Raw genomic sequence first — 24,859 nt, 5'->3', positions numbered from 1 at the left:
AAAACCTCCTATAAATCGAATGTAATCAAAAATGTCGTTCCCTGGTCTGGCGCGGATGATACTTCCATAACACCGTTTCCTTTTTCCACAATTTCTTTCACCAGAAACAGGCCGATTCCACGGTTTTCATTATCTTTTGTGGAGAAGCCCCTTTCGAAAATGCGCGCTTTTACTTCATCCGTCATGCCGATGCCGTTGTCGCTCACTTCAATGGCCAGCACCCCGTCCCGGTCGTCAATCGAGATGTGGATTGCTTTATCTTCCCTGTCCGCGGCGATTAGCGCATCAAAAGCATTTTCGATCAAATTTCCCAGCAACACGACAAAATCATGGTAATCCAGCTTCTCCGGAAAATTGGTGAAATGGGTTTCCTTGTCGATGGTCACGGTAATGCCCAATTCTTTGCCCCGGATGATTTTCCCTAATAATAACCCGGAAATGTTTTCATTGCAGATCCGTTCATTCAGGAATTTTGTGACATTGTCATGCTCGCTTGAAACTTGCGACAAGTATTCCAACGCCTGTTTGGTGTGCCCTAAATGCAATAGCCCCGCAATGGTATGCAGTTTGTTTTTGTATTCATGGGTTTGCACGCGAAGGGCTTGTACATATGCTTTCACGCCCGTCAATTCTTCCGCCATCTTTTTAAAGGCGGTCAGATCTTTGAATACGGCGACGGCACCGACCACTTTCCCGTCCACCACGATGGGAATCCGGTTGCTCAAAATGCTGTGGTTGTTGACAAAAATTTCTTGGTCATACACAGGTTTTTCGGTATTGACGATTTCCGGCAGCCTTGTGTCCGGAATCACTTCCTCAATCCTTTTTCCGATGCATTCGGAAGGCTTTAAATCAACGCCTAAAATTTCGCAAGCTTTTTGATTAAAAATGGTGATCTTCATATCCTGATCAATGGCGATAATGCCGTCATGCATCGAGTTGAAGGTTTCCGTCCGTTCTACATACATTTTGGCAATCTCATCGGGCTCAAGGCCGAAAATCTGCTTCTTAATATTCATGCCAAGGGCTTTTGCGCCAAAGGTACTAAAGATCATCGACAGGGCGAAGGTGATGAAAATTTCATTGGAATATTCGGAAAAGAAATCATTGAATGTCGGCAGAAAGTAGCCGACAACCGTGACACCGATTTGCTTATTTTGCTCCATGATCGGGACGAATGCCCGAATCGTCGTTCCTTTTTCTCCTTTTGCTTTGGAAAGATAATAGTGTTCGGCAAAGGCCGCGTTTAAATCGGTCGACCGGCTCTTTCTTCCAATCTGCTTTTTGGATGGATGGGAATATTTGATCCGGTCCATGTCCATCACAACGATATATTCCGCGCGGTTGATGGTGCGGATTTCATCCACGATATCATCGATTCTCTTCGAAGCTTCCCGGAAATTATCGTTTAACAGGGCCGTTTTGATTTCAGGCAGATTCGCAACCGTCCTTGCCACCAGCATGGCCCTTTGCCCGATTTCTTTTTCCCTTTCCTTGATCATGCTTCCCAGAACAAACGTACCGGCAATAAAAAAGGAGAAGGCAATAATGAAAAAGGTCAGGAGCATAATTTTCGTGTTCATTGACAATTTTCTTTTTTCCAATTCATTGCCCTCCGGACGCTTTTTTGTCATAATGGCTATAACCATATTATATTACATGTCATTATGGTGAAACGTATATGAAATATTTTTTGGCTTGCGCTGTGTTGACGATTCTATTTATTATGGGATTCATCGCCTACCAGCAAGGAGCGTTTTCAAACGAAAAAATCGCTTACGATGATGAGCAGGTCGGATTGGACGACCAAATTGTGATCCATTTCAGCCATGTCGTGGCGGAAAATACGCCAAAGGGGATGGCGGCCAAAAAGTTTGCGGAACTCGTGGAAGAAAAAAGCGGGGGACGCATCATCGTAAAAGTTTTTCCGGACGGCATCTTGCACAGCGATTATGATGAACTGGAGGCATTATTGGACAATGAGGTGCAAATGATTGCGCCGACCACGTCCAAAATGACATCCCGCCTTCCAAGTTGGCAGGTATTGGACTTGCCTTTTCTCATCGAAACGAATGAGGAGCTGAAAGCCGTTTTGACAGGAGACCTGAGCGAAGCGTTATTGGAGGATTTATCGAAACTTCATATCAAAGGGCTCACCTTTTGGAGCAACGGCTTTAAGCAAATATCTTCCAACAGTCCGATTGTCCGCGCGGAAGATTTTCGGGGAAAACGGGTCCGAACGATGGACAGCGGCATCATCTCTCAGCAATTTGAATATCTCCATGCAGATCCCGTTCCTTTGAATTTTGATGATGTATATTACGAAATCCAGAATCATTTAATTGACGCACAGGAAAACACAATTTCCAATATCTATTCCAAGAAATTCTACACCATGGAAAATTACATCACGTTGTCCAACCACGGCATTATGGCTTATGCGGTGATGATGAACGAAGAGTTTTGGAACAGTTTGACAGAAAAGGACCAACAAATCATTTTGGAAGCTTTGGAAGAAATGCAGGGTTGGCAATTTGCCCTTGCCGAAAAGGTCAATGAAGAATATCTGCGGAAGCTTTCCAATGAGCCGGATGTAAAAATCATGAAGTTGGATGAAGAAAATAAAAGACAATGGAAGAAAGCGGTCAGCCCTCTTTATGAGTCATACAACAAAAAAATAAACGGAAATTATTTTAAAATGTTGCTGGAAGAAATCGGGAAAGTACATTAAATTTTCTATTGAACAAAATGAACAAAATGAAAGGTTTCCTTTAAAAAAGGAAGCCTTTTTTATTTTTGTTATATAACAATTTCATAAGAAAAAATCAGTGTTATAACAAGAAAAACGCTGAAATTCCGAACGGTTCAAAGAAGGTTTCCTCGGAATGAACAAAAGAAACAAAACAACTATTATGAACGAAACCCTAATTTTCAAATAATTTTTATTATTATAGATTCAAGCAAAAACAAATCTATTATGACGGGGATGATGATATGAAAATCTTAAAAAATCTGACGGTTCAAGTCATTATCGCAATCATTTTGGGGATCATCGTCGGTGCCATATGGCCTGAGTTTGGCGCAAAATTGAAAATTCTGGCGGATCTGTTCATTAAATTAATTAAAATGTTGATTGCGCCAATCATTTTCTTGACAGTCGTCATTGGAATCGGCAGCATGGGGGATGTAAAGAAGGTAGGAAAAATCGGTGGAAAAGCGTTGCTCTATTTTGAAATCGTTTCCACCCTCGCCCTTGCCATCGGGATTGTCGTTGCAATGATTATCCAGCCGGGGAAAGGGCTTGATACGTCTGCGGCAGAAAATGCCGACATTTCCAAATATACATCGGCCGCTGCTGAATCAGGGCATGGATTTGCCGAATTTATTTCGAGCATTATACCTGAACACTTTGTTGGCGCTTTGGCAAATGGGGAGTTGTTGCCGACGTTGTTTGCGGCCGTGTTATTCGGACTTGCGGCGGCAGCGGTCGGAGAAAGAGCCAAGCCTGTCATTACGTTCTTTGAAAATGTTTCCGAAATCTTTTTCAAAATTGTCGGCATGGTCATGATTTTTTCACCGATCGGCGCATTTGGCGCGATGGCCTACACGATCGGGAATTTCGGTGTAAAATCCCTTGCCAATCTGGGTCTTCTGATGGCATCAGTCTATACGACAATGTTTTTGTTCATCGTCTTGATTTTGGGTTCCATCGCCAAATTTTATGGCATCAATATTTTTAAATTTATCGCCTATATCAAAGAAGAAATTTTCATCGTCATCGGTACATCTTCTTCCGAATCGGCGTTGCCTTCTTTGATCCGCAAATTGGAACGGTTCGGCTGCTCCAAGCAAACGGTCGGACTTGTCGTGCCGACTGGCTATTCCTTCAATTTGGACGGAACGGCGATTTATTTGTCGATGGCATCCTTGTTCATCGCGCAAGCTTACGGAATCGATTTGACGATGACGCAAATACTGACCATCTTGGCCATCTTGATGCTGACTTCCAAAGGTGCGGCCGGCGTTACTGGCTCCGGATTCATTACCCTTGCGGCAACTTTGGCGGCATTTCCGATTATTCCGATTGAAGGAATCGCCCTATTGATCGGGGTGGACCGTTTCATGTCCGAAGCCCGTTCGGTTACAAATCTGATCGGAAATGCATTATCAGCCGTCGTCATTTCCAAGTCGGAAAAGGAATTTGACGTGGCAAAATATGAGGAATTAAAACAACAGCAAGTGGAAATCCATTAATAAAATAATAAGAAAAGGCTTTTAAGAAGGCGGGAACTTTCTTGAAAGCCTTTTTTTATTTCTATTAAACTAATTGGAGGATTTGAATATGGGAGAGATTGAAATAAGTGAGAATCGATTTGCCGTTTTCAATCGTGATCAACTGGTGGTTGACGTTTTTGATTCTCCCGATATGGGAAAAGTTTTTCCCCAGGTTTAGGATGACGAACTGATTGGCCAGGTTTGCGATTTGGGAGGCGAAGGTGTTTTGAAAGGTTGTGCTGTTCTTTGACGATAGATGAAGGAATTCCTGCTCATTCAAGCCATAAGGGAACTGATGAAAATGAGGAATGAGCCATTTCAAATGGCGCTGGGCGATGAACATGCTTTTATAGACGGGCGATTCAAAGACGATATAATCATCCAGGACCTTTGTGATGACGCCGTGCAAAGGTTCGTTTTTGGCCACCATCAGTTCCGCATGGATTCCTGTCGCCAAGGAAAGGATGTTTTTTAATGTCAGATTTTCGTTTCCTTTTGAAATGAATGCCGGAATTTCTGAAGGAGATTGAAGATTGTTCTCATTTTCTGTATCTATATAGAAGGAATGAATATGTTCAAAGGGAACATAGACAAATTTATTTTTCACATACAAGACAATAAGTTCGTCGCTTGAATCGACAATGCAGCCGTTTAATAGTTTTCCGCCGGATACTTCGATGGCGACAATTTCTTTTTTTAAATTTTGGAAAATGTCCCTTCCTCCTTTCCGTTCCAAAAATCGCTATCATCAACTCCGGTGCTGAAAGACTTGACTTAGTACTATGCATTATATTTTTCATTGTCCTTTTATATTCCACCCGGGTAAGGGCGGTTTTCTTCATTGTCCTTTTATATTCCCCCAGGATAAGGGCGATTCTCTCTAAAAGTTGTAATCATTGTTCTTTCTTATGCGGTAATGTTACAATATTACGTATGTTAGGAGGTACGAAAGATGTCGAACTTTACGGATTTTCATTTCAACCCCTTTATTATGGACGCCATTGAAAAGCTCGGCTTCAAGGAGCCGACGCCGATTCAAAAGGAGATGATACCGCTCATCCTTGAAGGGAAAAGCGCGATTGGGCAGGCCCATACCGGGACGGGAAAGACCCATGCGTTTTTATTGCCGATTGTCCAAAGAATCGATGTGAACAAACAGGAAGTGCAGGCGGTTATCACCTCTCCGACAAGGGAATTGGCGACCCAAATATTCGACCGGTTGAAAGAAATTATCGAAGGTACGGAAATCACCGCGAAATTATTGATCGGCGGGACGGACAAGCAGCGTTTGATGGAAAAATTAAAAACCCAGCCGCACATTGTGGTCGGGACGCCTGGCCGGATCAACGATTTGGTGAAGGAAAACGCCCTTTTGGTCCATAAGGCCCCCATTTTGGTCATCGATGAGGCGGATTTGGCCTTTGACATGGGATTCATTGAAGAGATCGACGGGTTTGCCGCACGGATGCCGGAGGATTTGGAAATGTATGTTTTCTCTGCCACGATTCCGGTAAAATTGCAGCCTTTCCTAAAAAAATATATGGAATCCCCGGTGCATATCCAAATCAATGACCGCAGGCCGGTTGCGGAAGGGATTGAATTATTGCTTGTGCCGATCCGTTCCAAAGACAGGAAGGAAAAATTGCTCGAGGTCTGCCAAGCCATCAATCCGTTCCTCTGCGTCATCTTCTGCAATACGAGAAAGACCGCGGAGGAAGTTGCCGCATTTTTGGCAGACAATGGCATCCATGCGGGGGAAATCCATGGAGATTTGACGCCGCGGGAACGCAAGAAAATGATGAAGCAAATCCGCGACCTGGAATTCCAATACATCGTCGCCACGGATTTGGCTGCGCGGGGCATTGATATCGAAGGCGTTTCCCACGTCATCAACTATGAGCTCCCTGAAGACAAGGAATTTTTCGTTCACCGGGTTGGCCGTACCGCACGGGCGAGACTTGAGGGAACGGCGATTACACTATATGGCCCAGACGATGAGGAGGATTTGGACCGCATTGAGGAAAAGCTGGGCGTTGCGTTCAAACACCGTGATGTCAAAGACGGTGAATGGATTGAATTAAAAGATCGGAAAGCCCGGAAAAAACGCGTGAAGCAGGACAACGAATTGGACAAGGTGGCCAAAGCCTTGGTGCGGAAACCGAAAAAGGTAAAACCGGGTTATAAGAAGCAAATGCGCATGGAAATGGAAAAAATCAAGAAAAAATTGAAAAAGAAAAGCAAGCGATAGAAAGGGAAATTGAGAATGTTAATTGGTTCACATGTATCGATGAGCGGCAAGAAAATGCTGCTTGCCGCCAGTGAAGAAGCCGCATCTTACGGGGCGACGACGTTCATGATTTATACGGGGGCACCCCAGAATACAAGAAGAAAATCCATCGAAGAATTGAATATTGAAGCGGGCCTGAAACACATGAAGGAGCACGGCATTTCCAATATTGTCGTGCATGCCCCATACATCATCAACATTGCCAATACGGTGAAGCCGGAAGTCTTCGCGTTGGGCGTGGAATTTTTGCAAAAGGAAATCGAGCGCACGGAAGCGATCGGAGCCACGCAAATCGTGCTCCATCCCGGCTCCCATGTCGGCGCAGGGGAAGAAAAGGGGATCAAAAAAATAATTGAAGGCTTAAACGAGGTGTTGTCAGGGGATTCACCGGTGCAAATCGCCCTGGAAACGATGGCCGGAAAAGGCTCCGAATGCGGAAAAACCTTTGAAGAGATTGCGAGAATCATTGATGGAGTAACCAATAATGAACGGCTGTCCGTTTGTTTTGACACGTGCCATACTCATGACGCAGGCTACAACATCGTGGAAGATTTCGATGGCGTGCTGGAGGAATTCGATAAAATCATCGGCATCGGCCGCATCAAAGTGGTGCATATCAACGACAGCAAAAACGAACGCGGCGCGAGAAAAGACCGCCACGAAAATATCGGTTTCGGCCATATTGGGTTTGAGGTATTAAATTACATCGTCCATCATGAAGCGTTCAAAGACATTCCAAAAATTCTGGAAACGCCTTGGGTAGGTCCGGATTCCAAAAATAAAAAGCCGCCTTATAAAGAAGAAATTGACATGTTGAAAACCGGTGAGTTTCATCCGGAATGGATTGAAGCATTGCGAGGCTAAGAGGCGGAGAAAAAGAGCGGGAAAGAGAAGTCCCGCTCTTTTTATTTTTGATAGCGGAATTTTTGATTCTTTCCAATTAAAAAAAGGCGCAACTGGGCATAATGGAGGCAAATGAAAAAAGAATGAAGGTGGCTGTGATGGTGAAAAGGAATATCTTGCTATCAACGATACTGTTTATTTTTTTCTATATTCATCCAATACAGGCGAAAACGTTTGATGATGCCGTCGATCAATATTTGGGCGCAAACGGCATCAGCGTTTCCATCCGCGATCTGGAGACCGGGGACATTTTGTATGACAGAAACGGCGATGCGCCAATGAAGCCGGCATCCACCTTGAAATTGCTTACGGCTGCGAGTGCATTGCATTCATTGGGGAAGGATTTCCGGTTCAAAACCGCGGTATTTGTTGACGGGAAGATTGTGGATCATAAACTTATCGGCGATTTGTATTTCAAAGGCAGCGGCGATCCGACCTTTCAAAAAAGGAACTTTTCTCAAATCGGTGACATCTTGAAGCTCCTGGGAGTGCACACCATCAAAGGAAATATATATGGGGATGATTTTTATTTTGAAGGGGAGGCCCTTTCCCCGGGGGTGGCCAAAGAGGACGAAAGCTATTATTATGCTTCAAGGATCAGCGCATTGACGATGTCGCCGGATCGGGACTATGATGCGGGAACGATGATCGTCCATGTCATCCCTACATCGGTCGGAATGAAGCCCCGTATCAAATTTGAACCCAATGATAGCGGCATGGTGTTTGTGAATGAGGCAAAGACGGTGAACGCAAAAGAAAAAAACACGATTGAAATCATCCGCAAATATAATTCGAACGAAGTGGTCATTTCGGGCAATATTCCGTTGGGCGCTCCCCATAAAGATTGGGTCACGTTGCATGATCCGACCATCAATACGCTGATTGCGTTCAAAAAAACATTGGAGGAGGAAGGTTTCGCTTTCGAGGGCACGTCCATTGGGCGGAAAGCCGTTCCAAAAAGCGCAAAGCTGCTTTACACGAAACAATCCATGCCTTTGGCCGATCTCGTCAATCCGTTTTTGAAATTGAGCAATAACAGCATCGCGGACATTTTGGTGAAAACCATGGGGAAAAAAGAATTGGGAAAAGGGGATTTCGAAAACGGATTGAAAGTGATTCGGGAATACGGAAAAGACATCGGGCTGAATATGGAACATTGGCAGTTTGAGGACGGTTCGGGCATTTCTCACAAAAACCGGACGACCGCCAATGAGCTGACGAATTTGCTGGTCAAAGTTCGCAAGGAGCCCTTTTTCCCAATCTTTTTCAACAGTCTGCCGTTCGGTGGAGAAAAGGACAGGGAAATCGGCGGATCACTGAGGGAACGGTACTTGGAGGATCATTTGAAAAACCGGGTGATTGCCAAAACAGGTCATATTTCAGGAGTGTACACGTTGGCGGGATATGTGACGGCAAGCAGCGGAAAAATGTATGCTTTTGCCGTAATGACGCAAAACCAAACGAAAAATAAAATCAAGGATATCGATAAAGCCGTGGAAGCGATTGTGGAGCATTATTGATGTTTCCATTCAGGAGCGGATTGGTTGAAGTATGGCGGCTTGGGTTTGGAGGATGTTCAATAAAGAATCGGATTGGCGGATAAATTCCGGAATTTAGCGGAAATTTCGGGGGAATCGGCGGATATCCCCTGATTTGGCGGATATCGGATTCAGAAGCAGCCATCAATTATCGATTGGCGGATATGTTCACAATGTTGGCGGAAATTCAATGAAAAACGGCGGATTATTCCAAAAGTTTGGCGGATATCGTAAGCAGAAGCGGCGATAGATGGGGGATTCATACCACAAACCCGGCCGAAAGCGGACCATCCTTAAAAGAAGAGAGCGAATGACTTCTTTTCATTCGCTCTCTTTCTACTGTAAACCTACCTCAAATCGTCCAGCATCTTCTTATATTTTTTATATTTCTTGTAACCAAGGATCCGCTCCGCTTCTTTCAAGACCCAATTGGGAATTCCCGTGACAAGCCAAGTAATGTTTGCCTGCTGCGCCAATGGGCGAAGCTGGCGGATCTCTTCAATGGTCAGATCCACTCCATATTGCTTCGCCATTTTGCGGATCTCCTTATCGGATTTCGATAACATAGACTCCCAAAATTCAATGATATGGTTCATCCACTCATCCTTTCTAAACTTCAAGCAAGAAACCTTTACAAAGAAAAACAAATCCCGTATACTTACAGAATGTAAATCGTAATGATTCTGAATTGGAAAGAAGAGAAATGATGAAAACACCTTATGTGGAGCTAAAAAACGTTTCATTTACATATGAATCGAATCCCGTATTAAACAATGTTTCCTTAAGTGTAGAGGAAGGGGACTTTTTGGCCCTGATAGGACCGAATGGTTCAGGGAAATCCACGTTGTTAAAAATAATTTTGGGTTTATTGAAAGCGAAAGGCGAGATCAAGCTTTTCGGAGAGCCGATCTCAGACTTCCAGCATCACGAATGGATCGGCTATGTTTCGCAAAAATCCAATGCCTTCAACTCGGGTTTCCCGGCCACGGTAAAAGAAGTGGTGCAAAGCGGGCTGACGAAAAAAGCCGGCCTTTTTAAACCCATGCCGAAAGATGCGAAGCAGAAAGTGATGGAGGCACTGAAGGCGGTTGGCATGGAAAAATTCATCAACCGCAGGATCGGTGAGCTTTCCGGAGGCCAGCAGCAGCGGGTGTTCATTGCCCGCGCTTTGATTTCCGAGCCGAAACTTCTGGTTCTGGATGAACCGACAGTCGGTGTCGATATCAAACATGTTCAATCATTTTATGATATGTTGAGTGAATTAAATAAGAAACATCATTTAACGATTATTTTGGTGACCCACGATATTGAAGCGCCTTTCAATCAAATCAGCCATGTGGCATTTTTGAATCAGCGGATTCTTTTTTATGGAAGCATCGACGAATACAACCTGCTTCCAAAAGAACAAATTTACCAATGGTACGGCCATTCCGTACGGGCTGTGTAAGGAGAACCGGATATGATCGAAGCGATATTACATTATGAATTCTTGCAAAATGCGTTCCTCTCCGGCATCATCATCGGCTTCATCGCGCCGCTTTTGGGGGTATTCATCGTTGTCCGGAGAATGTCATTGATTGCCGATGCCCTTTCGCATGTCACATTGGCGGGAATTACCGGAGGGTTGTTATTAAATCAACATATTGCCGCACTCGCTTTTTTCAACCCGATCTATTTCGGGATTGCCGCGAGCATACTCGGTTCCGTCCTGATTGAAAGGTTAAGAGTTTTATATAAACATTTTTCGGAATTGGCCATCCCGATTATCATGTCATGCGGAATCGGATTGAGCGCCGTATTCATTTCCCTGGCCAACGGGTTCACGACGGATGTGATGGGATATCTATTTGGGACGGTATCCGCGGTTTCAAGGCAAGATTTGTGGATTATCGTCGCGATTGCCGTCATCGTGTTGCTATTTTTAACAATCTTCTATAAAGAACTTTTTGTTCTATCCTTTGATGAAGAATATGCAAAAGCATCCGGTCTTCCGGCCACCATGATCCATTTTTTATTTATGATCATTGTGGCGCTGACAATTGCGGCCAGCATGAGGATTGTCGGGATTTTGCTCGTTTCCTCCCTCATCACCTTGCCTGTCGCCGGCGCTATGCGGCTTTCAAAAGGATTCAAAGAAACGCTGGTGTATTCCGTCGTTTTCGGGGAAATGGCGGTCATTATCGGATTAATCCTCGCATTCTACCTGGATCTGGCGCCTGGCGGTACAATTGTCGTTACTTCCATTGCCATACTGATCATCGTCATCTTATGCAAAAAAGCGGTTCAGAAGGGGGCGCAGCAATGAATCGGGAAAAAGCTTGGGAAATCTTGAAAGCCCATGGGTACAAAAAAACGGATAAACGGGAGCTCATTTTATCCATGTTTGAAGCGACGGACAAGTATTTGACTGCCCGCGATTTGTTGGAAGTGCTGAAAAAAGATTACCCCGGCATGAGCTATGACACGATTTATCGCAATCTGGCAACCTTTGTCGAGCTGGGGATATTGGAAGAAACGGAATTAAACGGGGAGAAACGGTTCCGCATGCATTGCGAAGTGGATCACCACCACCATCATTTTATATGCATGAAATGCGGAATGGTGAAAGAAGTATCATTATGCCCGATGGAAATGCTGGAATCGATGCTGCCCGGATATGCCATTGAATCCCATAAATTCGAAATCTATGGAAAATGCCCGGAATGTAATGTATAATGTTCACCATGAGTGCCAAAATGATCAATTTCTTCGTTGGCACTCTATACTATTTTGAAGGGCACAAAAATCATAGAAAGAGGGGTTGCATTGATAAAAAAAAATAAATAAAAATATTGATATATCAAGCACAAAAATCATAGAAAGAGGGGTTGCATTGAAACGCATTTGGTTCTTGGCAGTATTTTTATTAATCGCTGTACTGGCCGGTTGCGGCGGCAAAGAAGATGCCGCTACAAAGGATGCGGAAGACAAAAAATCCGGACAATCGTATACGGTGGTGGATGGCCGGGGCGTAGAAATCGAATTCGAAAAAGCGCCTGAAAAGGTCATTTCATTGCAGCCGAGCAATACGGAGATTTTGTTTGCATTGGGCGTCGGCGACAAGGTCATCGGCGTAACGGAATATGACAACTGGCCTGAGAAAGTGAAAGATATTGAAAAGGTCGGTTCCCCGACTTCCTTTAATGTGGAAAGAATCGTGGAGCTGAATCCGGATGTCATCTTCGCCTATACAATGGGCGGCGAAGAGCAGGTGAAGCAATTGGAAGAGGCGGGCTTGAAAGTGTTCGTCATCCAATCGCCAAGCTCCGTTGAGGATGTGTATAAAGATATCAATCAAATCGCCCAAGCCATGGGTGTTGAAGATAAAGGAAAAGAACTTGTTGAAAACATCAAAGGGCAATTGGCAGCGCTGAAAGAAAAAACCGACAAGATTATACAAAAGAAAAGAGTGTATTTTGAAATCGCGCCAGCTCCGGACATCTGGACGATGGGCTCCGGCACATTCCAGCAGGAGTTGATTGAAACCGCGGGCGTTGAAAACATTTATGCGGATCAAAAAGGCTGGTTCTCCGTGACGGAGGAAGACATCATCAACCGGAATCCGGAAGTGATCATAACTACAGTAAACTATGTTGATAATCCGGCTGGAGAAATTAAATCCAGACAAGGCTGGGAGTCCATTAAGGCCATCAAAGACGGGGCGGTTTATGAATTGCAGGCGGATTTATTGGACAGACCTGGCCCCCGCATCGCGGAAGCCGCTGAATTGTTGGCCAAAACCATTTATCCGGAAATTTTTGAAAAGCAATAAAAAAGGGCGAATGGGAATTTCAAAATTCCCCATTCGCTCTTTTCATTTGACGATAACCGAAATGTCAGGAAGCGCTTTCCAAATCTTTGTCATCTGCAGGCCGTTTCTTTGTCAGGAAGAACGAAAGGAACAATCCGATGAAAGCAAAACAAAGGGCGACGAAAAAGGCGATTTTGATGCCTTTATAAATTTCCTCATTGGACAAAACAGACTGTACATTCCCGAAACTCATCACGGAAACGAGCATGGCCGTGAAGATGGAGGCGCCGACTGTCCGGATCGTGTTATGCATCGCCGTGCCATGGGCAATCATGTCATGCGGCAATGAATTGATGCCGGAAGTCATGAGATTCATGGACATCAGCGAAAATCCGAACATTTGGATTGCAAAAATGAAAGAAATCAAAGGAACCGGCGTGTTTTTATGAATAAGCGTATAACCGATCGTCGCAAGCACCATGCAGCTGAATCCGATGATGGACAACCCTTTTGCGCCGAACCGGTCAAACAGTTTGCCGGAAATCGGCGACATGATTCCGGTGATGACGGCTCCCGGCAAAAGCATCAGACCGGATGTAAGGGCCGTGCCGTGTTGAATTTTTTGCACGAAAATCGGCAAAATCGTTTCAAGCCCGATCAACAGCCCGAACACGACGACGGAAAGAATCGTCGTCAATGTAAATTCTTTTGAATGAAACACGGTGAAATTCAGCATCGGCTGTTCCAATTTAAATTGTCTGCTGATGAAGAGATACAACGATATGGCGCCGAAGACGATGGAAATCATGACGTTCGGGTTTGCCCATCCATAGGAACCGACTAAACTTGTCGAGTAAAGAATGCCTCCCCAGCCAAAGGAAGACAAAATGACCGACAAAACGTCAAGTTTTCTCTCCCTCTGCCTCGTCACGTTCTTCATCAAGAAGATGGAGAGAATCAGCACAAGCAGCGTAAACGGTAAAACGGTATAAAACAAATATCTCCATGAGAAGTGGTCGATGATCCAACCGGCCAAGGTCGGTCCGATAGCCGGAGCAAATCCGATCACCAGACCGCTGACCCCCATTGCCGCCCCCCGTTTTTCAACAGGGAAGATTGAAAAGATGACCGTTTGCATTAATGGCATAAGCATCCCCGCGCCGATCGCCTGGAGAATCCGGGCCAAAATCAGCATCCAAAAATTCGGAGTAACGGCGCCGACAAATGTCCCCGACGCAAAGATGCCAATGGCAAAAATCAGCAACCATTTGCTGCTGTACTTTTCAATCAGAAAGGCCGTAATCGGAATCATGATTCCATTGGCGAGCAAAAAGCCGGTCGTCACCCATTGCGCTTCCCCAGGGGTGATGGAAAACTCCTCCATGATGGATGGCAAAGCGACAATGAGCAGCGTCTGGTTCAATAAAGAAACAAAGGACGCCGCCAGCAGGATACTGACTATGAGATTGCGATTATATGATTCCATTTTCATAGTGTTCAAATCGGCAATTCCCCTTTTTCTGAATTGGAAGGAAAGAATAAGAAAATCTTAAAATATGTTACATAAGAAATCAAGCAAATCGTTTTTAGCAAATAAAATGCATGTATGCAAATTTTTTCTCAGAACATAATAACAGCAAGAAAAAAGGAACAGATAGGCAGGTGATTGTGATTGTCGCCGTTCTTTAAAAAAAGCAATCACAATACGGATCAAACATTGCGATACCTGGAAAGCAAGATTGTCAATGAGCATAAAAACAAGCCGATATCCGGCAGCCTTGAAGACAATATCCAACTATTGAAAAATATTTTTGAAAAGGATCTGGATTACTCTTTCCGAAGATTTGAACTTTTCAACCAAATTCCATCGGCTATCATCTATTTTCAATCATTGGTCGATAAAGAAAAAATCAATCAGGACATTATCAAGCTGCTGCAAGAACATCGGATGGTGGAAGAAAACAAAGACAAGATTCCACAATATATAATAGAAAACGTTTTGTATTATAACGATACAACGACCGTCAAAGATATGTCGAAAATCATCTGCGCCATTATGCAAGGGAAAGCGGTTGTATTCATTGACGGGTGCCTAGAAGCGCTGGAGCTGGATGTGCTGCAGCTGGAAAAAAGAAGCATAGACGAGCCGGATACGGAACGGGCTGTCCGGGGACCGAGGGACGGATTTATCGAACAATTATCCATCAATATTTCCTTGTTGCGGTATCGCCTGCCAATTCCGGAATTTCGGGTGGAAGAAACGGAGGTAGGCGTCCGCACGAAAACAAAAGTTGCCGTTTGTTATATAGAAGATATTGCCAATCCGGCATTGGTGGAAGAAGTGAAGCAACGAATTGATGCGATTGAGATTGACGGAATTTTGGATTCCGGCTACATTGAACAAATGATTGAAGATAATCCGAAATCCCCTTTCCCGCAAGTGATTAATACGGAAAGGCCGACAAAAGTGGTCGGAAATCTTCTGGAAGGACGTGTTGCCATTTTAATGAATGGAAGTCCTTCCGCATTGGTGGTTCCCGCCACGTTTAGCCAGTTCTATCAAACAACGGAAGATTATAATGAGCATTGGGTCATTTCATCCTTTGTGCGGATTTTCCGCATTATCGCCTTAGTATTTTCATTAACTTTTTCATCCATATATATCACCTTCATTTCCTTTCATCCGGAATTGATTCCGGCGAAATATGTGGTGGCTGCTACCAGCGGCCGGCATAGCATCCCTTTTCCGGTCATGTTTGAGGTATTGATGATGGAACTGTCAATGGAAGTGTTGAGGGAAGCCAGCGTCAGAATGCCGCAACAGGTGGGCGGCGCCTTGTCCATCGTAGGGGTGCTGGTCGTTGGACAAGCTGCCGTGCAGGCGGGCTTTGTCAGTCCAATCACCGTGGTCATTATCGGCATGTCCACCATCGGTTCCTTTGCCGTTCCTTCTTACAATGCGGCCAACACGTTCCGGATGCTGCGTTTCGCACTCATCCTATTGGCAGGAACGCTCGGATTGTTGGGTATTGCAATCGGGTTGATGGTCGTCGTCAACCATATGCTTTCATTAAGATCCTTTGGTGTCCCTTATATAGCCCCATATGCGCCATTAAATATCAAAGCTTTGAAAGATTCGATTGTCCGGGCACCGTTTTATCAATTGAAAAAACGTCCACAAAATATTTATCCACAAGATCAGACCCGCATGGGTGAAATGGTGGAGGATCATACAGATTACAATTTCCTCGAAGAAAGGAAAAGGGAAAAAAGATGAAGCATACCGATTCCATTAGTTCAATTCAGGTGGCTGGAATAATTGCAAGCACAATCATCGGTGTCCCATTGATGGTGTTGCCGCGGTTCATTGTGGCGGAAGTAGGGGAAGCGGCGATATTGGCAAGTGTCGTCGGGTTAATCTTGTCTTCCATTAGCCTGATTGCCATTACGGAACTGGGCAAAAAATATAAAGAATATACAATTATTGGATGCAACCGGTTGTTGTTGGGAAAATATATAGGAAACTTATTGAATGTCCTGATCATCGTTTCGATGATGATTGTCATGGGGCTTGAAGTGCGGCAATTTGCGGAAGTGCTCGCCAGCGGATTATTGCCGAATACGCCCATCGAATTTTCGATTATCATCATGATCTTTCTTTGCACTTTGGCCGGTTTTCGAAATGTTTCCACTTTTGCTTACATTCACTTTTTTTATTTGCCGTTTCTATTGATTCCGATGGTTTTCCTGCTCTTTTCAATAAAAGATTTGGAGACGTACCATCTTCTTCCGGTTTTCGGCCATGAACTTTCTTTATTCCAATTTATGAAAGGCGCCTTTCTCATGATGGCGGCGATTACCAATTATTTTGTGGTTGCCATGCTGATCCCTTATATAAAGGACCATGAGAATTGCGTGAAAAACGGGATTTGGGGGCTGTTTTTGGGAGGATTGGCCATCCTTTTTTGCATTGTCATGACATTGGGGGTTTTTGGAGTCCAGGAATTGGAATTATTGTATTGGCCCGTCCTTTCCCTCAGCCGAATTATCCAAATACCGGGGGAAGTGTTATCGAGGATAGACGCAATTATACTCATTACCTGGATTTTCGCCGTTTTTACGACGTTGTTTTCCCATTATTTTGTGGCTGTCCGGGGAACCGCGGAAATTTTCCGCACGGACAAATTCAATCTGATTTCGACGATCATGGTGCCTTTCATATATGTGATTGCGCTCATCCCTGACAACATTTATGAAATTTATGATTATGGGATCAACACCGCCTTTTTCGTATTAATTATTTATATCGCCCTTCCAATTGGCTTATTGATCATCGGCCGTATTCGAAAAAGGGTGCGTGTGCAATGAACAAGTATTTCATGTTTCTTATATTGGTGAGCGCCGCATTGTTGGGCGGATGCTGGGACCGTTATGAGCTGGAAGAAAGGGCCATCATTTTGGCGTTGGCAATCGATTTGGCCGATGAAAGCAAAGCGGCGGAAATGCCGGAAGTGACCCATGGCAAAGGGGAGTTTCCGGAACAGGAAAATCAGAGGATTTATAAACTGACGGCACAGTTGGCGGTGCCCGGAAAAGTCATGCTGGGACCGGGCGGAGGAGATACGAACTCGGGAGATACGGATTGGCTGCTCGTTACTTACGGCTATACGATGAAAGATGCCCTGTCCAACCTGCAGCAGGAATTGGCCGAAAAAATCCATTTGGGCCATATTCAGCTGATTGTAATGAGTGATCAAATCGCCAAAAACAGTATCGAGGATATCATGGATTTTTTGAGAAGGGATTATGAAATCAGGAGAACCGCATGGGTCATGATTACGGAGGGGGAAGCCCATCAAATTTTAAATGCGACTCCGCCAATTCAGACCGTTCCTTCCTTATACTTGGCAAATACGCTGAAGGAAGCGGTAAAGTTCGGCAAATTGCCGAAAGAGTATTTAGGAAAGGTGTGGATTGATTTTTCGGATATCGGGGTGGATGCCATCATTCCCCTCGTCCAACCGATGGGGGACCATATCCGTGTGGAAGGGCTTGCTTATTTTAAAGAGCACAAAATGGTGGGAAAGCTTTCCCCGACAGAAACCGGTGCGGTATTGGCAATGCAGGGGCAAAATCCTGCCGGTTATTCGAATGTGGTTCAATCCGAGGATAAAAGCGGCATTTACATGGTTAAACCATACAGAAGAAGTTCCGACATTTCTGTGAAAATGGTGGACGGCAAGCCGAAAGTCTTCATCCGGGTCAACATAGAAGGATTTATCGAAGAAGAACCGAAAAGCAAGAATTTGAGCGGAGAAAAATTGGAGGAACTCGAAAAGACAATCAACAAAATGGGAAAAGAATCTTTGGAGAAACTGATCAAAAAATTGCAGAAAGACCAATCCGATATACTGGGGATCGGCGCAAGAGTGAGGGCGTACTATCCGAAATATTGGAATGAACAGATAAAAGATGATGAAGGATGGTATGAAGTGTATAAAGACCTGGATATCCAGGTCAGCATGGATTACAGGATCCTCCGGGTCGGAATGGAATGGAAATAATATTTCTTTATTGCCAGCTGTCCATGAAATGATATACTCATTTTGGACAGCTGGCATTTTTTATTCCAATCGTTGGAATTGACCAGGAAAAAGGGGCGAACATCTTGGGAAAAATCATTTTTATAACAGGCGGTGTGCGGAGCGGAAAAAGCGCTTTTGCGGAAACGTATGCCAAAAATCTTTTTCGGCGATATCATAAGGGTTTATACTATATTGCTTCCGGCGTTCCCTTTGATGAAGAAATGAAAAAGCGGATTCTCCGCCATCAACAGGACCGGGAACAATCCCACATGCCATGGGCGACAATGGAAATCTTCTACGATTTGCCGGGCGTTCCCTTTCAAAAGCATGACGTCGTTCTTTGGGATTGCATCACGACATGGCTAAACAATATTTTATATCATACCGAATCCGTACAAGAAGGACGCATGGAAGAAATCCTGAAACATATTGGAAACTTTCAAAAAGAGATTATGGGATGGAAGCGGGAAGGAGCGATGGTTCTTTTGGTATCGAATGAAGTGCTGGATGAACCCGCTTCGCCCTTCGAGGAAGTCCATTTATATCGCAAGCTCATCGGAAAACTGCATCAATGGATTGTGTCGGTTTGCGATGAAGCTTACGAATTGGATTATGGAATCAGTGTAAGAAAAAAATAGGCGGTGTGTTTGTGTGAAAAATTTCATGACGGGTTTTTTATTATCCCTCCAATTTTTTACGTCCTTCCCTATCCGAAGGGCGCTGCCAATGAGCGGAAAAACTGTGACGGCCATGTTCGGCGCCATGCCGTTTATGGGTTTTTTGATGGGTTTGGCAAGCGTTGCCCTTCTTTTCCTCAATGAACATTATGCCGGATTTTCCCCGCTTTTTATGGCCATTCTTGTGGTGGTGTTTCACATTTTCATGACCGGCGGATTGCATCTCGACGGCTGGATCGATTTGGGCGATGCTTACTTTTCCTATCGGGACAAAGAAAAGCGGTTGGAGATTTTGAGCGATTCCCGGGTAGGGGCTTTTGGCGCCATTCATCTGGTGGTCCTGATTTTGCTGAAGGTCGGCGTCTTTTACGAAATCTTTCTGCAAAGCCCGGCCCATCTCTACTGTTATTTTGTTTTCATTCCAGTATTTTGCAGGCTCGCGATGCTGATTTATTTTAATATGTCAATGAATGTGAAACAATCCGGTTTGGCTGCCTATTTTAAAAAACAAGTGGTGCCGGAACATTTATGGATTTTCATCTTGGGCTACGCATTGATCATTGTTGCGGCCGCTTTCGCCTTAAAGATATATGGTTTGTTGATCTTGCTGACCGGCATGCTCGTTTTGACCTGGTTTTACCGCAGGTGGACATATATCCATTTCGGCGGCATGACCGGCGACTTGCTCGGCGCATTATATGAAGGGATGGAGCTTGCATTATGGGGAATTGTGCTGTTGTCGTCCATTTGATCCGGCACGAAAAAACGAAGGCGAATGTGGAGGGGAAATACCTCGGATGGACGGATGAATCCATCGTTTATCAAAAGGCGGATTGCCTCGTTCCGATCAGGGCGAAAGATGTCTACGGCAGCGATTTGAAACGGTGCCGCGAAACTGCGCGGCTTTATTTTCCCGATGCCCGTTATCATCCGTTTTTCGGGCTGAGGGAACTGAATTTTGGCGATTTTGAGATGAAGACATATGAAGATTTGAAAGAGAATGCAAGGTACCGGCGTTGGATTGACGACCCGGGCAAAGCGACCCCTCCGAACGGCGAATCCTTTGCCGAATTTGAAAAACGGGTGCTGGATTGCTTCCGGCAAATTGTCGCCGGAAGCGGCGAGTATGTGTTTGTCGTCCACGGCGGCGTCATCCGGTTGCTGCTTGCGGCATTATATCAGAAACAAAGCTTCCGGGAATTGATGGTCGAACATCGGAAAGTGTATACACTTCATTGGGACGATTTCAGGTCGATGAAAGGGGGGGAAGCATGCAATCGGTTATCGGTGGCGCCTATAACGGTAAACGGAAATTTGTGAAAGAATCGCTGAAACAATCGGGCATCGGGCGGATGTTTTGGTATGAGGGCGAAATCCCCGAAGGACCTTTTTCAAAAAAAGATTATGTAATCATCGGAGGATTCGAAAAATTGATTCCCCAATACGACTTATCGGAAGATGAAATTGTTGCGGAAGTGCTGGAGGAGCTGAAGCGATTGGACCGGGAAACGAATCTGATTTGCATCTGCACCGATATCGGCCGCGGCATTGTGCCCCTTTCCAAAGAGGAACGCCATCTGAGAGACACGTGTGGAAGATTGTACCAAAAGCTTTTTGAACTCAGCGAAAAAGTGATCCGCGTATGGTACGGAATCCCGGAAATCTTAAAAGGGGATTCCTGCCGGTTGGCCCCTTAATCTTTCGGAGCTATACCTGGAAGCAGGTATAGCTTTTTTCATTGAAAGGGGCTTTTTTTTTTATCATCGGCTGATTTATCGGCGAACCCCCGCAAGAATTGCGAAAAAATACAATATTTTTAAAAATTCTGATTTTAATAGAAAATTATTGCTTTACAGGAGAAAAAAACGGATAAACTCATCTTGATGTTTTCCAACTATTAAATAGTTTCTACTATATTATATATCCATTTGTATATATAACAGATGATAAAAATGAATATTGTTATATAACAAATATAGTGCTAGTATAAGTTTATGTTCAAACTGAAAGATTTATAGAAAGTTCATTATTACGATCACAATGGCCGGCCTTTCGATGGTGATTTTGGGGGCATTGGCAGAAAATCCTTGGGGCACTTTTGCGGTTGCTTCCACAATTCCGATTGCCATGATCATGGGATTGATCAATCGATTTACGGGAAATATTAAACTATCAACGATTATCGGTGTGGTACTGCTTGTTGGGGCAGTCTTCTACGGACCGTCCATTCAAGGCACTTGGCTGGGGAATGTGCTCACATTAGACAAAGAAACATTGGCGATGATTTTGCCGATCTACGCCTTTTTTGCGGCGGCGTTGCCGGTATGGTTCCTGCTTGCACCGAGGGATTATCTGTCCAGCTTTATGAAAATCGGGGTTTTTATCGCGCTAATCATCGGGGTATTCATAATCAATCCGGTTATCCGGTTTCCCGCAGTCATCCCTGATTTCATTCATGGGGGAGGTCCGATTGTAGCGGGGCCTGTATGGCCGTTCGTCTCCATCACGATTGCCTGCGGAGCGATTTCAGGTTTCCACGCATTCGTAGGTTCCGGAACTACACCAAAAATGTTGAACCGATGGGAAGATATCCGCCCTGTCGGATTTGGTGCCATGCTGGTGGAATGTGTGGTAGGGGTGATGGCATTGGTTGCCGCAACAGTATTGCATCCTGCCGACTATTTTGCCATCAATTCGGCACCTGAAAAATTCGCCCAATTAGGCATGAAGGCCGTGGAATTGCCGGCCCTTTCCGAAGCGATCGGCATGAATTTGGAAGGCCGTACAGGCGGCGCCGTGACATTGGCGGTCGGGATGGCTTCCATTTTCTCAGGAATCAAGTGGTTCAGCCATTTGACAAGCTATTTCTATCAATTCGTCATCATGTTTGAAGCCGTGTTCATCTTAACGGCAATCGATGCGGGGACACGGACAGCCCGCTATTTAATCCAAGATTTCTTGGGCAATGTCATTAAACCATTGAAGAAAACGGATTCGATGGTTGGCGCCATTGGGGCGAGCGCCTTGGCCTGCCTCATGTGGGGATATTTATTGAATTCCGGGGACATCGCTTCCGTATGGGCGCTGTTTGGTGTATCCAACCAGTTGATGGCATCCATCGGTTTGGTCTGCGGCGAGACATTTGTATTGAAAATTGCTGATAAACGCATCTATGCCCTGACATGTTTGATACCGCTCGCTTACCTATATGTAACCGTAAATGTGGCAGGCATCTGGATGATCAAAAACGTGTATTGGAACGAAGCGGCAAGCGGATACAATATGGTGAATGGCATGCTATCGGTCATCATGTTGGCGCTCGGTTTGGTGATTGTGCTGACGTCCATTGTGAAATGGAAAGAACTTTGGGCAAGCTCCCGCTTCGGCAAAGTTGCAACCATCAACAACTAACGTGATTATATTGTACTCAAGCCCGAATGGGATGGGAAACATAGAAAAAATGAAGGGGAATATCATTAAAAATGCAGAACTTTGCATGGTTTCAATGCGGGGTTCTGCATTTAAATTAATCAATCAGAACGGTTTTTATCAGCTATTGTGATAACTGTAATCGGAAACAATAAATTGATTAGAAAAGATTCATAAATTAATAGAATATTTAATAAAATAAAGTAGAAACCAATCGGTCGCAAAAGTAGGGGTTTTTGATGGGAAAAGGAGAAAGAACACGGCAATTCATTATTGAAAAATCTGCGCATCTCTTTAATGAAAAAGGATATTATCAGACTTCGTTATCCGATATCATGAATGAAACCGGACTGAAAAAAGGGGGAATTTACAGACACTTTAAAGACAAAAATGAATTGATGATTGAGTCCTTTTATTACGCCGTCAAAACTGTAAGGGATGTCTATTTGGAAAAAACCGAGTCAGCAAGCGATGAATTAACGCTTTTGCAGACATTTTTTGAAATCTTTAAAAACCTGGCAAAGGATATTCCGGTTACCGGCGGTTGTCCAATTTTCAATGCCTCCATCGAGATGGATTGCCGGCCAGACAGCGAACTTCTGCCACATGCCCAAAAGACGATGCGCAATCTCATCGAAACAATTTCTGAAATCATAGAATCCGGCATTAAAAATGGAAGGTTTCATTCCAATATTTCAGCAAAAGAGCAGGCAATCTTTTTCATTTCTTCTTTGGAGGGCGGGCTGGCATTATCCAAACTTTATCAGGATTCCAAATATTTGACCGCTGTTTGCGAAAACTTGGAGAAATATATTCAAAGCTTTTTAAAATAAGTTGCTTTAACGCAACATTTATTTTTCGCCATAAAGAGACCGATTGTTTTCTTCTTGCCAGTTTTATATTAAGGAGGAAAACCAATGGATGAAGAAATATTAGTGAAGGAAAGGGAAGATGGAATCGGGATCATTACTTTAAATCGGCCGCAAAAAAAGAATGCCTTAAACATTTCGATGAGAAGAAAAATTTCGGAATATTTAAACAGATGGAAGAATTCGGATCATATCGGTGTTGTGATCATTACAGGAGCGGGAAATGCATTTTCCAGCGGTTTTGATTTATCGGAGTTCCAGGACCCGTCCATATTCGATGAAATCTATGAGTCTTCTGCTAAATATCATCGGGACGTCTGGCATTTTCCAAAGCCGATTATTGCCGGAATTAACGGTTTGGCGTTTGGGGGAGGCTTCGATTTGGCGGCGCTTTGTGATTTGCGGGTCAGTTCAAAAGATGCCGCCTTTAGTCATCCCGAAGTTAAGTTTGGCGCTCCCCCCATTTATACGCCGCTGCGTTGGATAGTGGGGGAAGGGATTGCGAAGGATCTTTGTTTTACCGGAAGGAAGATGGATGCCGAGAAAGCATATGACATCGGCTTCGTGAATTATCTGGTGGAAAAAGAACAGGTGTTGGGCAAATCCGTCGAGGTTGCAAAGCGGATCTTGGAATCTCCGAGGGATACTTTGCGGTTTACAAAAAGTTTTATGATCAAACAGACGGAAGAAAGCTTTGAAAAAGCCTTTAGTATTGAGCATGATCAAGCGTTTAAAGAGGTATTATTTAAACATCTCAAAAAATGAATCAAATATCTCGGTGGTCGATGATGTTTTTATGTTGTTTCCCTTTTGATTTCTTATCATTGACCATCAGTTTTCTGAAGGACAAAAGGCAATTCCAAAATTATTTGTTTGAAAGTTAAGAATTTGGGGTAACGGTTTGTAAAAAAATTGTCTAAATTGTGAACAGAAAGCATAAAATATGTTCACTTTCCGGATCGAGGAGGAATTGCCGTTGTTTCCATTTTTTTTAAAAACTTCCGCATTGCTGTTAGTTCTTGGGCTCCTTTTGTCAATTGGTGGCTTTATTTTGGATTTTTCCTTTTGGTACGGGGGCGAAATGGTAAAGAGCGGCATGTGCCTGTTGCTCATAGGCCTGTTTCTGAATTTAATGGAACACAATAAACGGGAAACATAAATGAAAGGAGAAAGGATGATTTGAGTCCGCTCAAAAAATCCTTTCTCCTTTTTTCAGTCCAGATTACATATCCCAAACAAAGATCAACAGGGAACCGATGATGGTCACCATCGCGATAATAATGCCATAAAGAACATTCGTATAAATCGCTGTTCCGTCTTCCGTTTCACCGGCGTGCATAAACAGCACCAGCTGCACTGCGGCCTGTACAAAGGCAGTCACAAGAAGGATCGTCATTGCGACCGGAAATGAGAAATCCATAAAATACACGATCAATGCCACAATGGTCAATACCAAAGAAAATAAATAGCCGCCGACCTGTTTAACAGGAAACAATTCTTTCATTA

General features: G+C 44.2%; 23 protein-coding genes and 1 pseudogene. 19 read left to right on the top strand and 5 right to left on the bottom strand.

Annotation, left to right across the window (positions count from 1 at the left end; all coding sequences use genetic code 11):
• Positions 1-8: 8 nt before the first annotated feature.
• Positions 9-1,583, bottom strand: coding sequence for an ATP-binding protein (locus FKZ59_RS03330; protein WP_246045813.1), 1,575 nt, complete (start codon positions 1,581-1,583; stop codon positions 9-11).
• Between the two features lie 98 nt (positions 1,584-1,681).
• Between FKZ59_RS03330 and FKZ59_RS03325 the strand changes: the two genes are divergently transcribed.
• Positions 1,682-2,731, top strand: coding sequence for a DctP family TRAP transporter solute-binding subunit (locus tag FKZ59_RS03325; RefSeq protein WP_141601324.1), 1,050 nt, complete (start codon positions 1,682-1,684; stop codon positions 2,729-2,731).
• Between the two features lie 263 nt (positions 2,732-2,994).
• Positions 2,995-4,254, top strand: coding sequence for a C4-dicarboxylate transporter DctA (dctA, locus tag FKZ59_RS03320; RefSeq protein WP_141601323.1), 1,260 nt, complete (start codon positions 2,995-2,997; stop codon positions 4,252-4,254).
• 64 nt (positions 4,255-4,318) lie between these two features.
• Here the strand turns inward: dctA and FKZ59_RS03315 are convergent, their stop codons facing one another.
• Positions 4,319-5,011 carry a hypothetical protein gene (locus FKZ59_RS03315; protein ID WP_141601322.1) on the bottom strand — a complete coding sequence of 231 codons (693 nt, stop codon included), beginning with the start codon at positions 5,009-5,011 and terminating at the stop codon, positions 4,319-4,321.
• A 216-nt stretch (positions 5,012-5,227) separates the two neighbouring features.
• On the opposite strand from FKZ59_RS03315, the gene FKZ59_RS03310 reads away from it, so the two are divergent.
• From FKZ59_RS03310 to dacB, 3 genes are all read left to right on the top strand, one after another.
• Positions 5,228-6,523, top strand: a complete 1,296-nt coding sequence (locus tag FKZ59_RS03310) for a DEAD/DEAH box helicase (protein WP_141601321.1) — start codon at positions 5,228-5,230, stop codon at positions 6,521-6,523.
• A gap of 15 nt (positions 6,524-6,538) precedes the next feature.
• Entirely contained in the window at positions 6,539-7,426 is an 888-nt protein-coding gene (locus FKZ59_RS03305; protein ID WP_141601320.1) for a deoxyribonuclease IV, read from the top strand.
• Between the two features lie 140 nt (positions 7,427-7,566).
• Positions 7,567-8,985: a D-alanyl-D-alanine carboxypeptidase/D-alanyl-D-alanine endopeptidase gene (dacB, locus tag FKZ59_RS03300; RefSeq protein WP_181733162.1), complete on the top strand. Its 1,419-nt coding sequence runs from the start codon at positions 7,567-7,569 to the stop codon at positions 8,983-8,985.
• Between the two features lie 365 nt (positions 8,986-9,350).
• On the opposite strand, the gene FKZ59_RS03295 is transcribed toward dacB, so the two are convergent.
• A complete protein-coding gene (locus FKZ59_RS03295) occupies positions 9,351-9,536 on the bottom strand; it encodes an isopropylmalate synthase (protein WP_141601318.1) in 186 nt (61 codons plus the stop codon).
• A 173-nt stretch (positions 9,537-9,709) separates the two neighbouring features.
• Here FKZ59_RS03295 and FKZ59_RS03290 point away from each other — a divergent pair, with 173 nt between their 5' ends.
• The 4 genes from FKZ59_RS03290 (at position 9,710) to FKZ59_RS03275 (ending at position 12,814) form a co-directional block, all read left to right on the top strand.
• Positions 9,710-10,450, top strand: coding sequence for a metal ABC transporter ATP-binding protein (locus FKZ59_RS03290; protein WP_141601317.1), 741 nt, complete (start codon positions 9,710-9,712; stop codon positions 10,448-10,450).
• A gap of 12 nt (positions 10,451-10,462) precedes the next feature.
• Positions 10,463-11,308 (top strand): metal ABC transporter permease, encoded by an 846-nt coding sequence (locus FKZ59_RS03285; RefSeq protein WP_141601316.1) that lies wholly within the window; start codon positions 10,463-10,465, stop codon positions 11,306-11,308.
• Complete coding sequence (locus tag FKZ59_RS03280; RefSeq protein WP_141601315.1) at positions 11,305-11,718, top strand: Fur family transcriptional regulator; 414 nt, start codon at positions 11,305-11,307, stop codon at positions 11,716-11,718. The genes FKZ59_RS03285 and FKZ59_RS03280 overlap by 4 nt, the downstream gene beginning before the upstream one ends.
• 157 nt (positions 11,719-11,875) lie before the next feature.
• Complete coding sequence (locus tag FKZ59_RS03275) at positions 11,876-12,814, top strand: ABC transporter substrate-binding protein (RefSeq protein ID WP_141601314.1); 939 nt, start codon at positions 11,876-11,878, stop codon at positions 12,812-12,814.
• Positions 12,815-12,878: 64 nt separating this feature from the next.
• Here the strand turns inward: FKZ59_RS03275 and FKZ59_RS03270 are convergent, their stop codons facing one another.
• Positions 12,879-14,294 (bottom strand): MDR family MFS transporter, encoded by a 1,416-nt coding sequence (locus tag FKZ59_RS03270; RefSeq protein ID WP_141601313.1) that lies wholly within the window; start codon positions 14,292-14,294, stop codon positions 12,879-12,881.
• A 171-nt stretch (positions 14,295-14,465) separates the two neighbouring features.
• Between FKZ59_RS03270 and FKZ59_RS03265 the strand changes: the two genes are divergently transcribed.
• The 10 genes and pseudogenes from FKZ59_RS03265 (at position 14,466) to FKZ59_RS03220 (ending at position 24,118) form a co-directional block, all read left to right on the top strand.
• On the top strand, positions 14,466-16,070 hold the full coding sequence (locus FKZ59_RS03265; protein WP_141601312.1) for a spore germination protein: 1,605 nt from the start codon (positions 14,466-14,468) through the stop codon (positions 16,068-16,070).
• A complete protein-coding gene (locus FKZ59_RS03260; RefSeq protein ID WP_141601311.1) occupies positions 16,067-17,161 on the top strand; it encodes a GerAB/ArcD/ProY family transporter in 1,095 nt (364 codons plus the stop codon). The genes FKZ59_RS03265 and FKZ59_RS03260 overlap by 4 nt, the downstream gene beginning before the upstream one ends.
• Positions 17,158-18,357, top strand: a complete 1,200-nt coding sequence (locus FKZ59_RS03255) for a Ger(x)C family spore germination protein (RefSeq protein ID WP_141601310.1) — start codon at positions 17,158-17,160, stop codon at positions 18,355-18,357. Before FKZ59_RS03260 ends, FKZ59_RS03255 begins: the two co-directional genes overlap by 4 nt.
• A 104-nt stretch (positions 18,358-18,461) precedes the next feature.
• Positions 18,462-19,016, top strand: coding sequence for a bifunctional adenosylcobinamide kinase/adenosylcobinamide-phosphate guanylyltransferase (locus FKZ59_RS03250; RefSeq protein WP_246045803.1), 555 nt, complete (start codon positions 18,462-18,464; stop codon positions 19,014-19,016).
• Positions 19,017-19,041: 25 nt separating this feature from the next.
• Positions 19,042-19,806, top strand: coding sequence for an adenosylcobinamide-GDP ribazoletransferase (gene cobS, locus FKZ59_RS03245; RefSeq protein ID WP_281279185.1), 765 nt, complete (start codon positions 19,042-19,044; stop codon positions 19,804-19,806).
• Entirely contained in the window at positions 19,776-20,375 is a 600-nt protein-coding gene (locus tag FKZ59_RS03240; protein ID WP_141601308.1) for a histidine phosphatase family protein, read from the top strand. The genes cobS and FKZ59_RS03240 overlap by 31 nt, the downstream gene beginning before the upstream one ends.
• Positions 20,327-20,752 (top strand): bifunctional adenosylcobinamide kinase/adenosylcobinamide-phosphate guanylyltransferase, encoded by a 426-nt coding sequence (locus FKZ59_RS03235; RefSeq protein WP_141601307.1) that lies wholly within the window; start codon positions 20,327-20,329, stop codon positions 20,750-20,752. The genes FKZ59_RS03240 and FKZ59_RS03235 overlap by 49 nt, the downstream gene beginning before the upstream one ends.
• 325 nt (positions 20,753-21,077) lie before the next feature.
• Positions 21,078-22,466, top strand: a pseudogene (locus tag FKZ59_RS03230) (carbon starvation CstA family protein); the annotation flags it as partial.
• A gap of 257 nt (positions 22,467-22,723) precedes the next feature.
• Entirely contained in the window at positions 22,724-23,317 is a 594-nt protein-coding gene (locus FKZ59_RS03225) for a TetR/AcrR family transcriptional regulator (protein ID WP_141601306.1), read from the top strand.
• 84 nt (positions 23,318-23,401) lie between these two features.
• Complete coding sequence (locus tag FKZ59_RS03220) at positions 23,402-24,118, top strand: enoyl-CoA hydratase/isomerase family protein (protein WP_141601305.1); 717 nt, start codon at positions 23,402-23,404, stop codon at positions 24,116-24,118.
• Positions 24,119-24,575: 457 nt separating this feature from the next.
• On the opposite strand, the gene qoxD is transcribed toward FKZ59_RS03220, so the two are convergent.
• The gene (gene qoxD / locus FKZ59_RS03215; protein WP_141601304.1) at positions 24,576-24,857 is read right to left on the bottom strand and encodes a cytochrome aa3 quinol oxidase subunit IV; all 282 of its coding nucleotides are present in this window, start codon (positions 24,855-24,857) and stop codon (positions 24,576-24,578) included.
• Positions 24,858-24,859: the final 2 nt, after the last annotated feature.

The sequence above is a fragment of the Ureibacillus terrenus genome (assembly GCF_006569205.1).
Classification (GTDB): Bacteria; Bacillota; Bacilli; order Bacillales_A; family Planococcaceae; genus Ureibacillus; species Ureibacillus terrenus.
Note: the sequence above shows the minus strand (reverse complement) of the source record. Positions and strands in the feature narration are given on the sequence as shown.

Bases quoted from the DNA above. Each gene is read 5' to 3' on its own strand.
- FKZ59_RS03330 (WP_246045813.1), bottom strand. From the start codon at position 1,583: ATGAACACGAAAATTATGCTCCTGACCTTTTTCATTATTGCCTTCTCC.
- FKZ59_RS03325 (WP_141601324.1), top strand. From the start codon at position 1,682: ATGAAATATTTTTTGGCTTGCGCTGTGTTGACGATTCTATTTATTATG.
- dctA (WP_141601323.1), top strand. From the start codon at position 2,995: ATGAAAATCTTAAAAAATCTGACGGTTCAAGTCATTATCGCAATCATT.
- FKZ59_RS03310 (WP_141601321.1), top strand. From the start codon at position 5,228: ATGTCGAACTTTACGGATTTTCATTTCAACCCCTTTATTATGGACGCC.
- FKZ59_RS03305 (WP_141601320.1), top strand. From the start codon at position 6,539: ATGTTAATTGGTTCACATGTATCGATGAGCGGCAAGAAAATGCTGCTT.
- FKZ59_RS03295 (WP_141601318.1), bottom strand. From the start codon at position 9,536: ATGGCGAAGCAATATGGAGTGGATCTGACCATTGAAGAGATCCGCCAG.
- FKZ59_RS03290 (WP_141601317.1), top strand. From the start codon at position 9,710: ATGAAAACACCTTATGTGGAGCTAAAAAACGTTTCATTTACATATGAA.
- FKZ59_RS03285 (WP_141601316.1), top strand. From the start codon at position 10,463: ATGATCGAAGCGATATTACATTATGAATTCTTGCAAAATGCGTTCCTC.
- FKZ59_RS03280 (WP_141601315.1), top strand. From the start codon at position 11,305: ATGAATCGGGAAAAAGCTTGGGAAATCTTGAAAGCCCATGGGTACAAA.
- FKZ59_RS03260 (WP_141601311.1), top strand. From the start codon at position 16,067: ATGAAGCATACCGATTCCATTAGTTCAATTCAGGTGGCTGGAATAATT.
- FKZ59_RS03255 (WP_141601310.1), top strand. From the start codon at position 17,158: ATGAACAAGTATTTCATGTTTCTTATATTGGTGAGCGCCGCATTGTTG.
- cobS (WP_281279185.1), top strand. From the start codon at position 19,042: ATGACGGGTTTTTTATTATCCCTCCAATTTTTTACGTCCTTCCCTATC.
- FKZ59_RS03240 (WP_141601308.1), top strand. From the start codon at position 19,776: ATGGGGAATTGTGCTGTTGTCGTCCATTTGATCCGGCACGAAAAAACG.
- FKZ59_RS03235 (WP_141601307.1), top strand. From the start codon at position 20,327: ATGCAATCGGTTATCGGTGGCGCCTATAACGGTAAACGGAAATTTGTG.
- FKZ59_RS03225 (WP_141601306.1), top strand. From the start codon at position 22,724: ATGGGAAAAGGAGAAAGAACACGGCAATTCATTATTGAAAAATCTGCG.
- FKZ59_RS03220 (WP_141601305.1), top strand. From the start codon at position 23,402: ATGGATGAAGAAATATTAGTGAAGGAAAGGGAAGATGGAATCGGGATC.
- qoxD (WP_141601304.1), bottom strand. From the start codon at position 24,857: ATGAAAGAATTGTTTCCTGTTAAACAGGTCGGCGGCTATTTATTTTCT.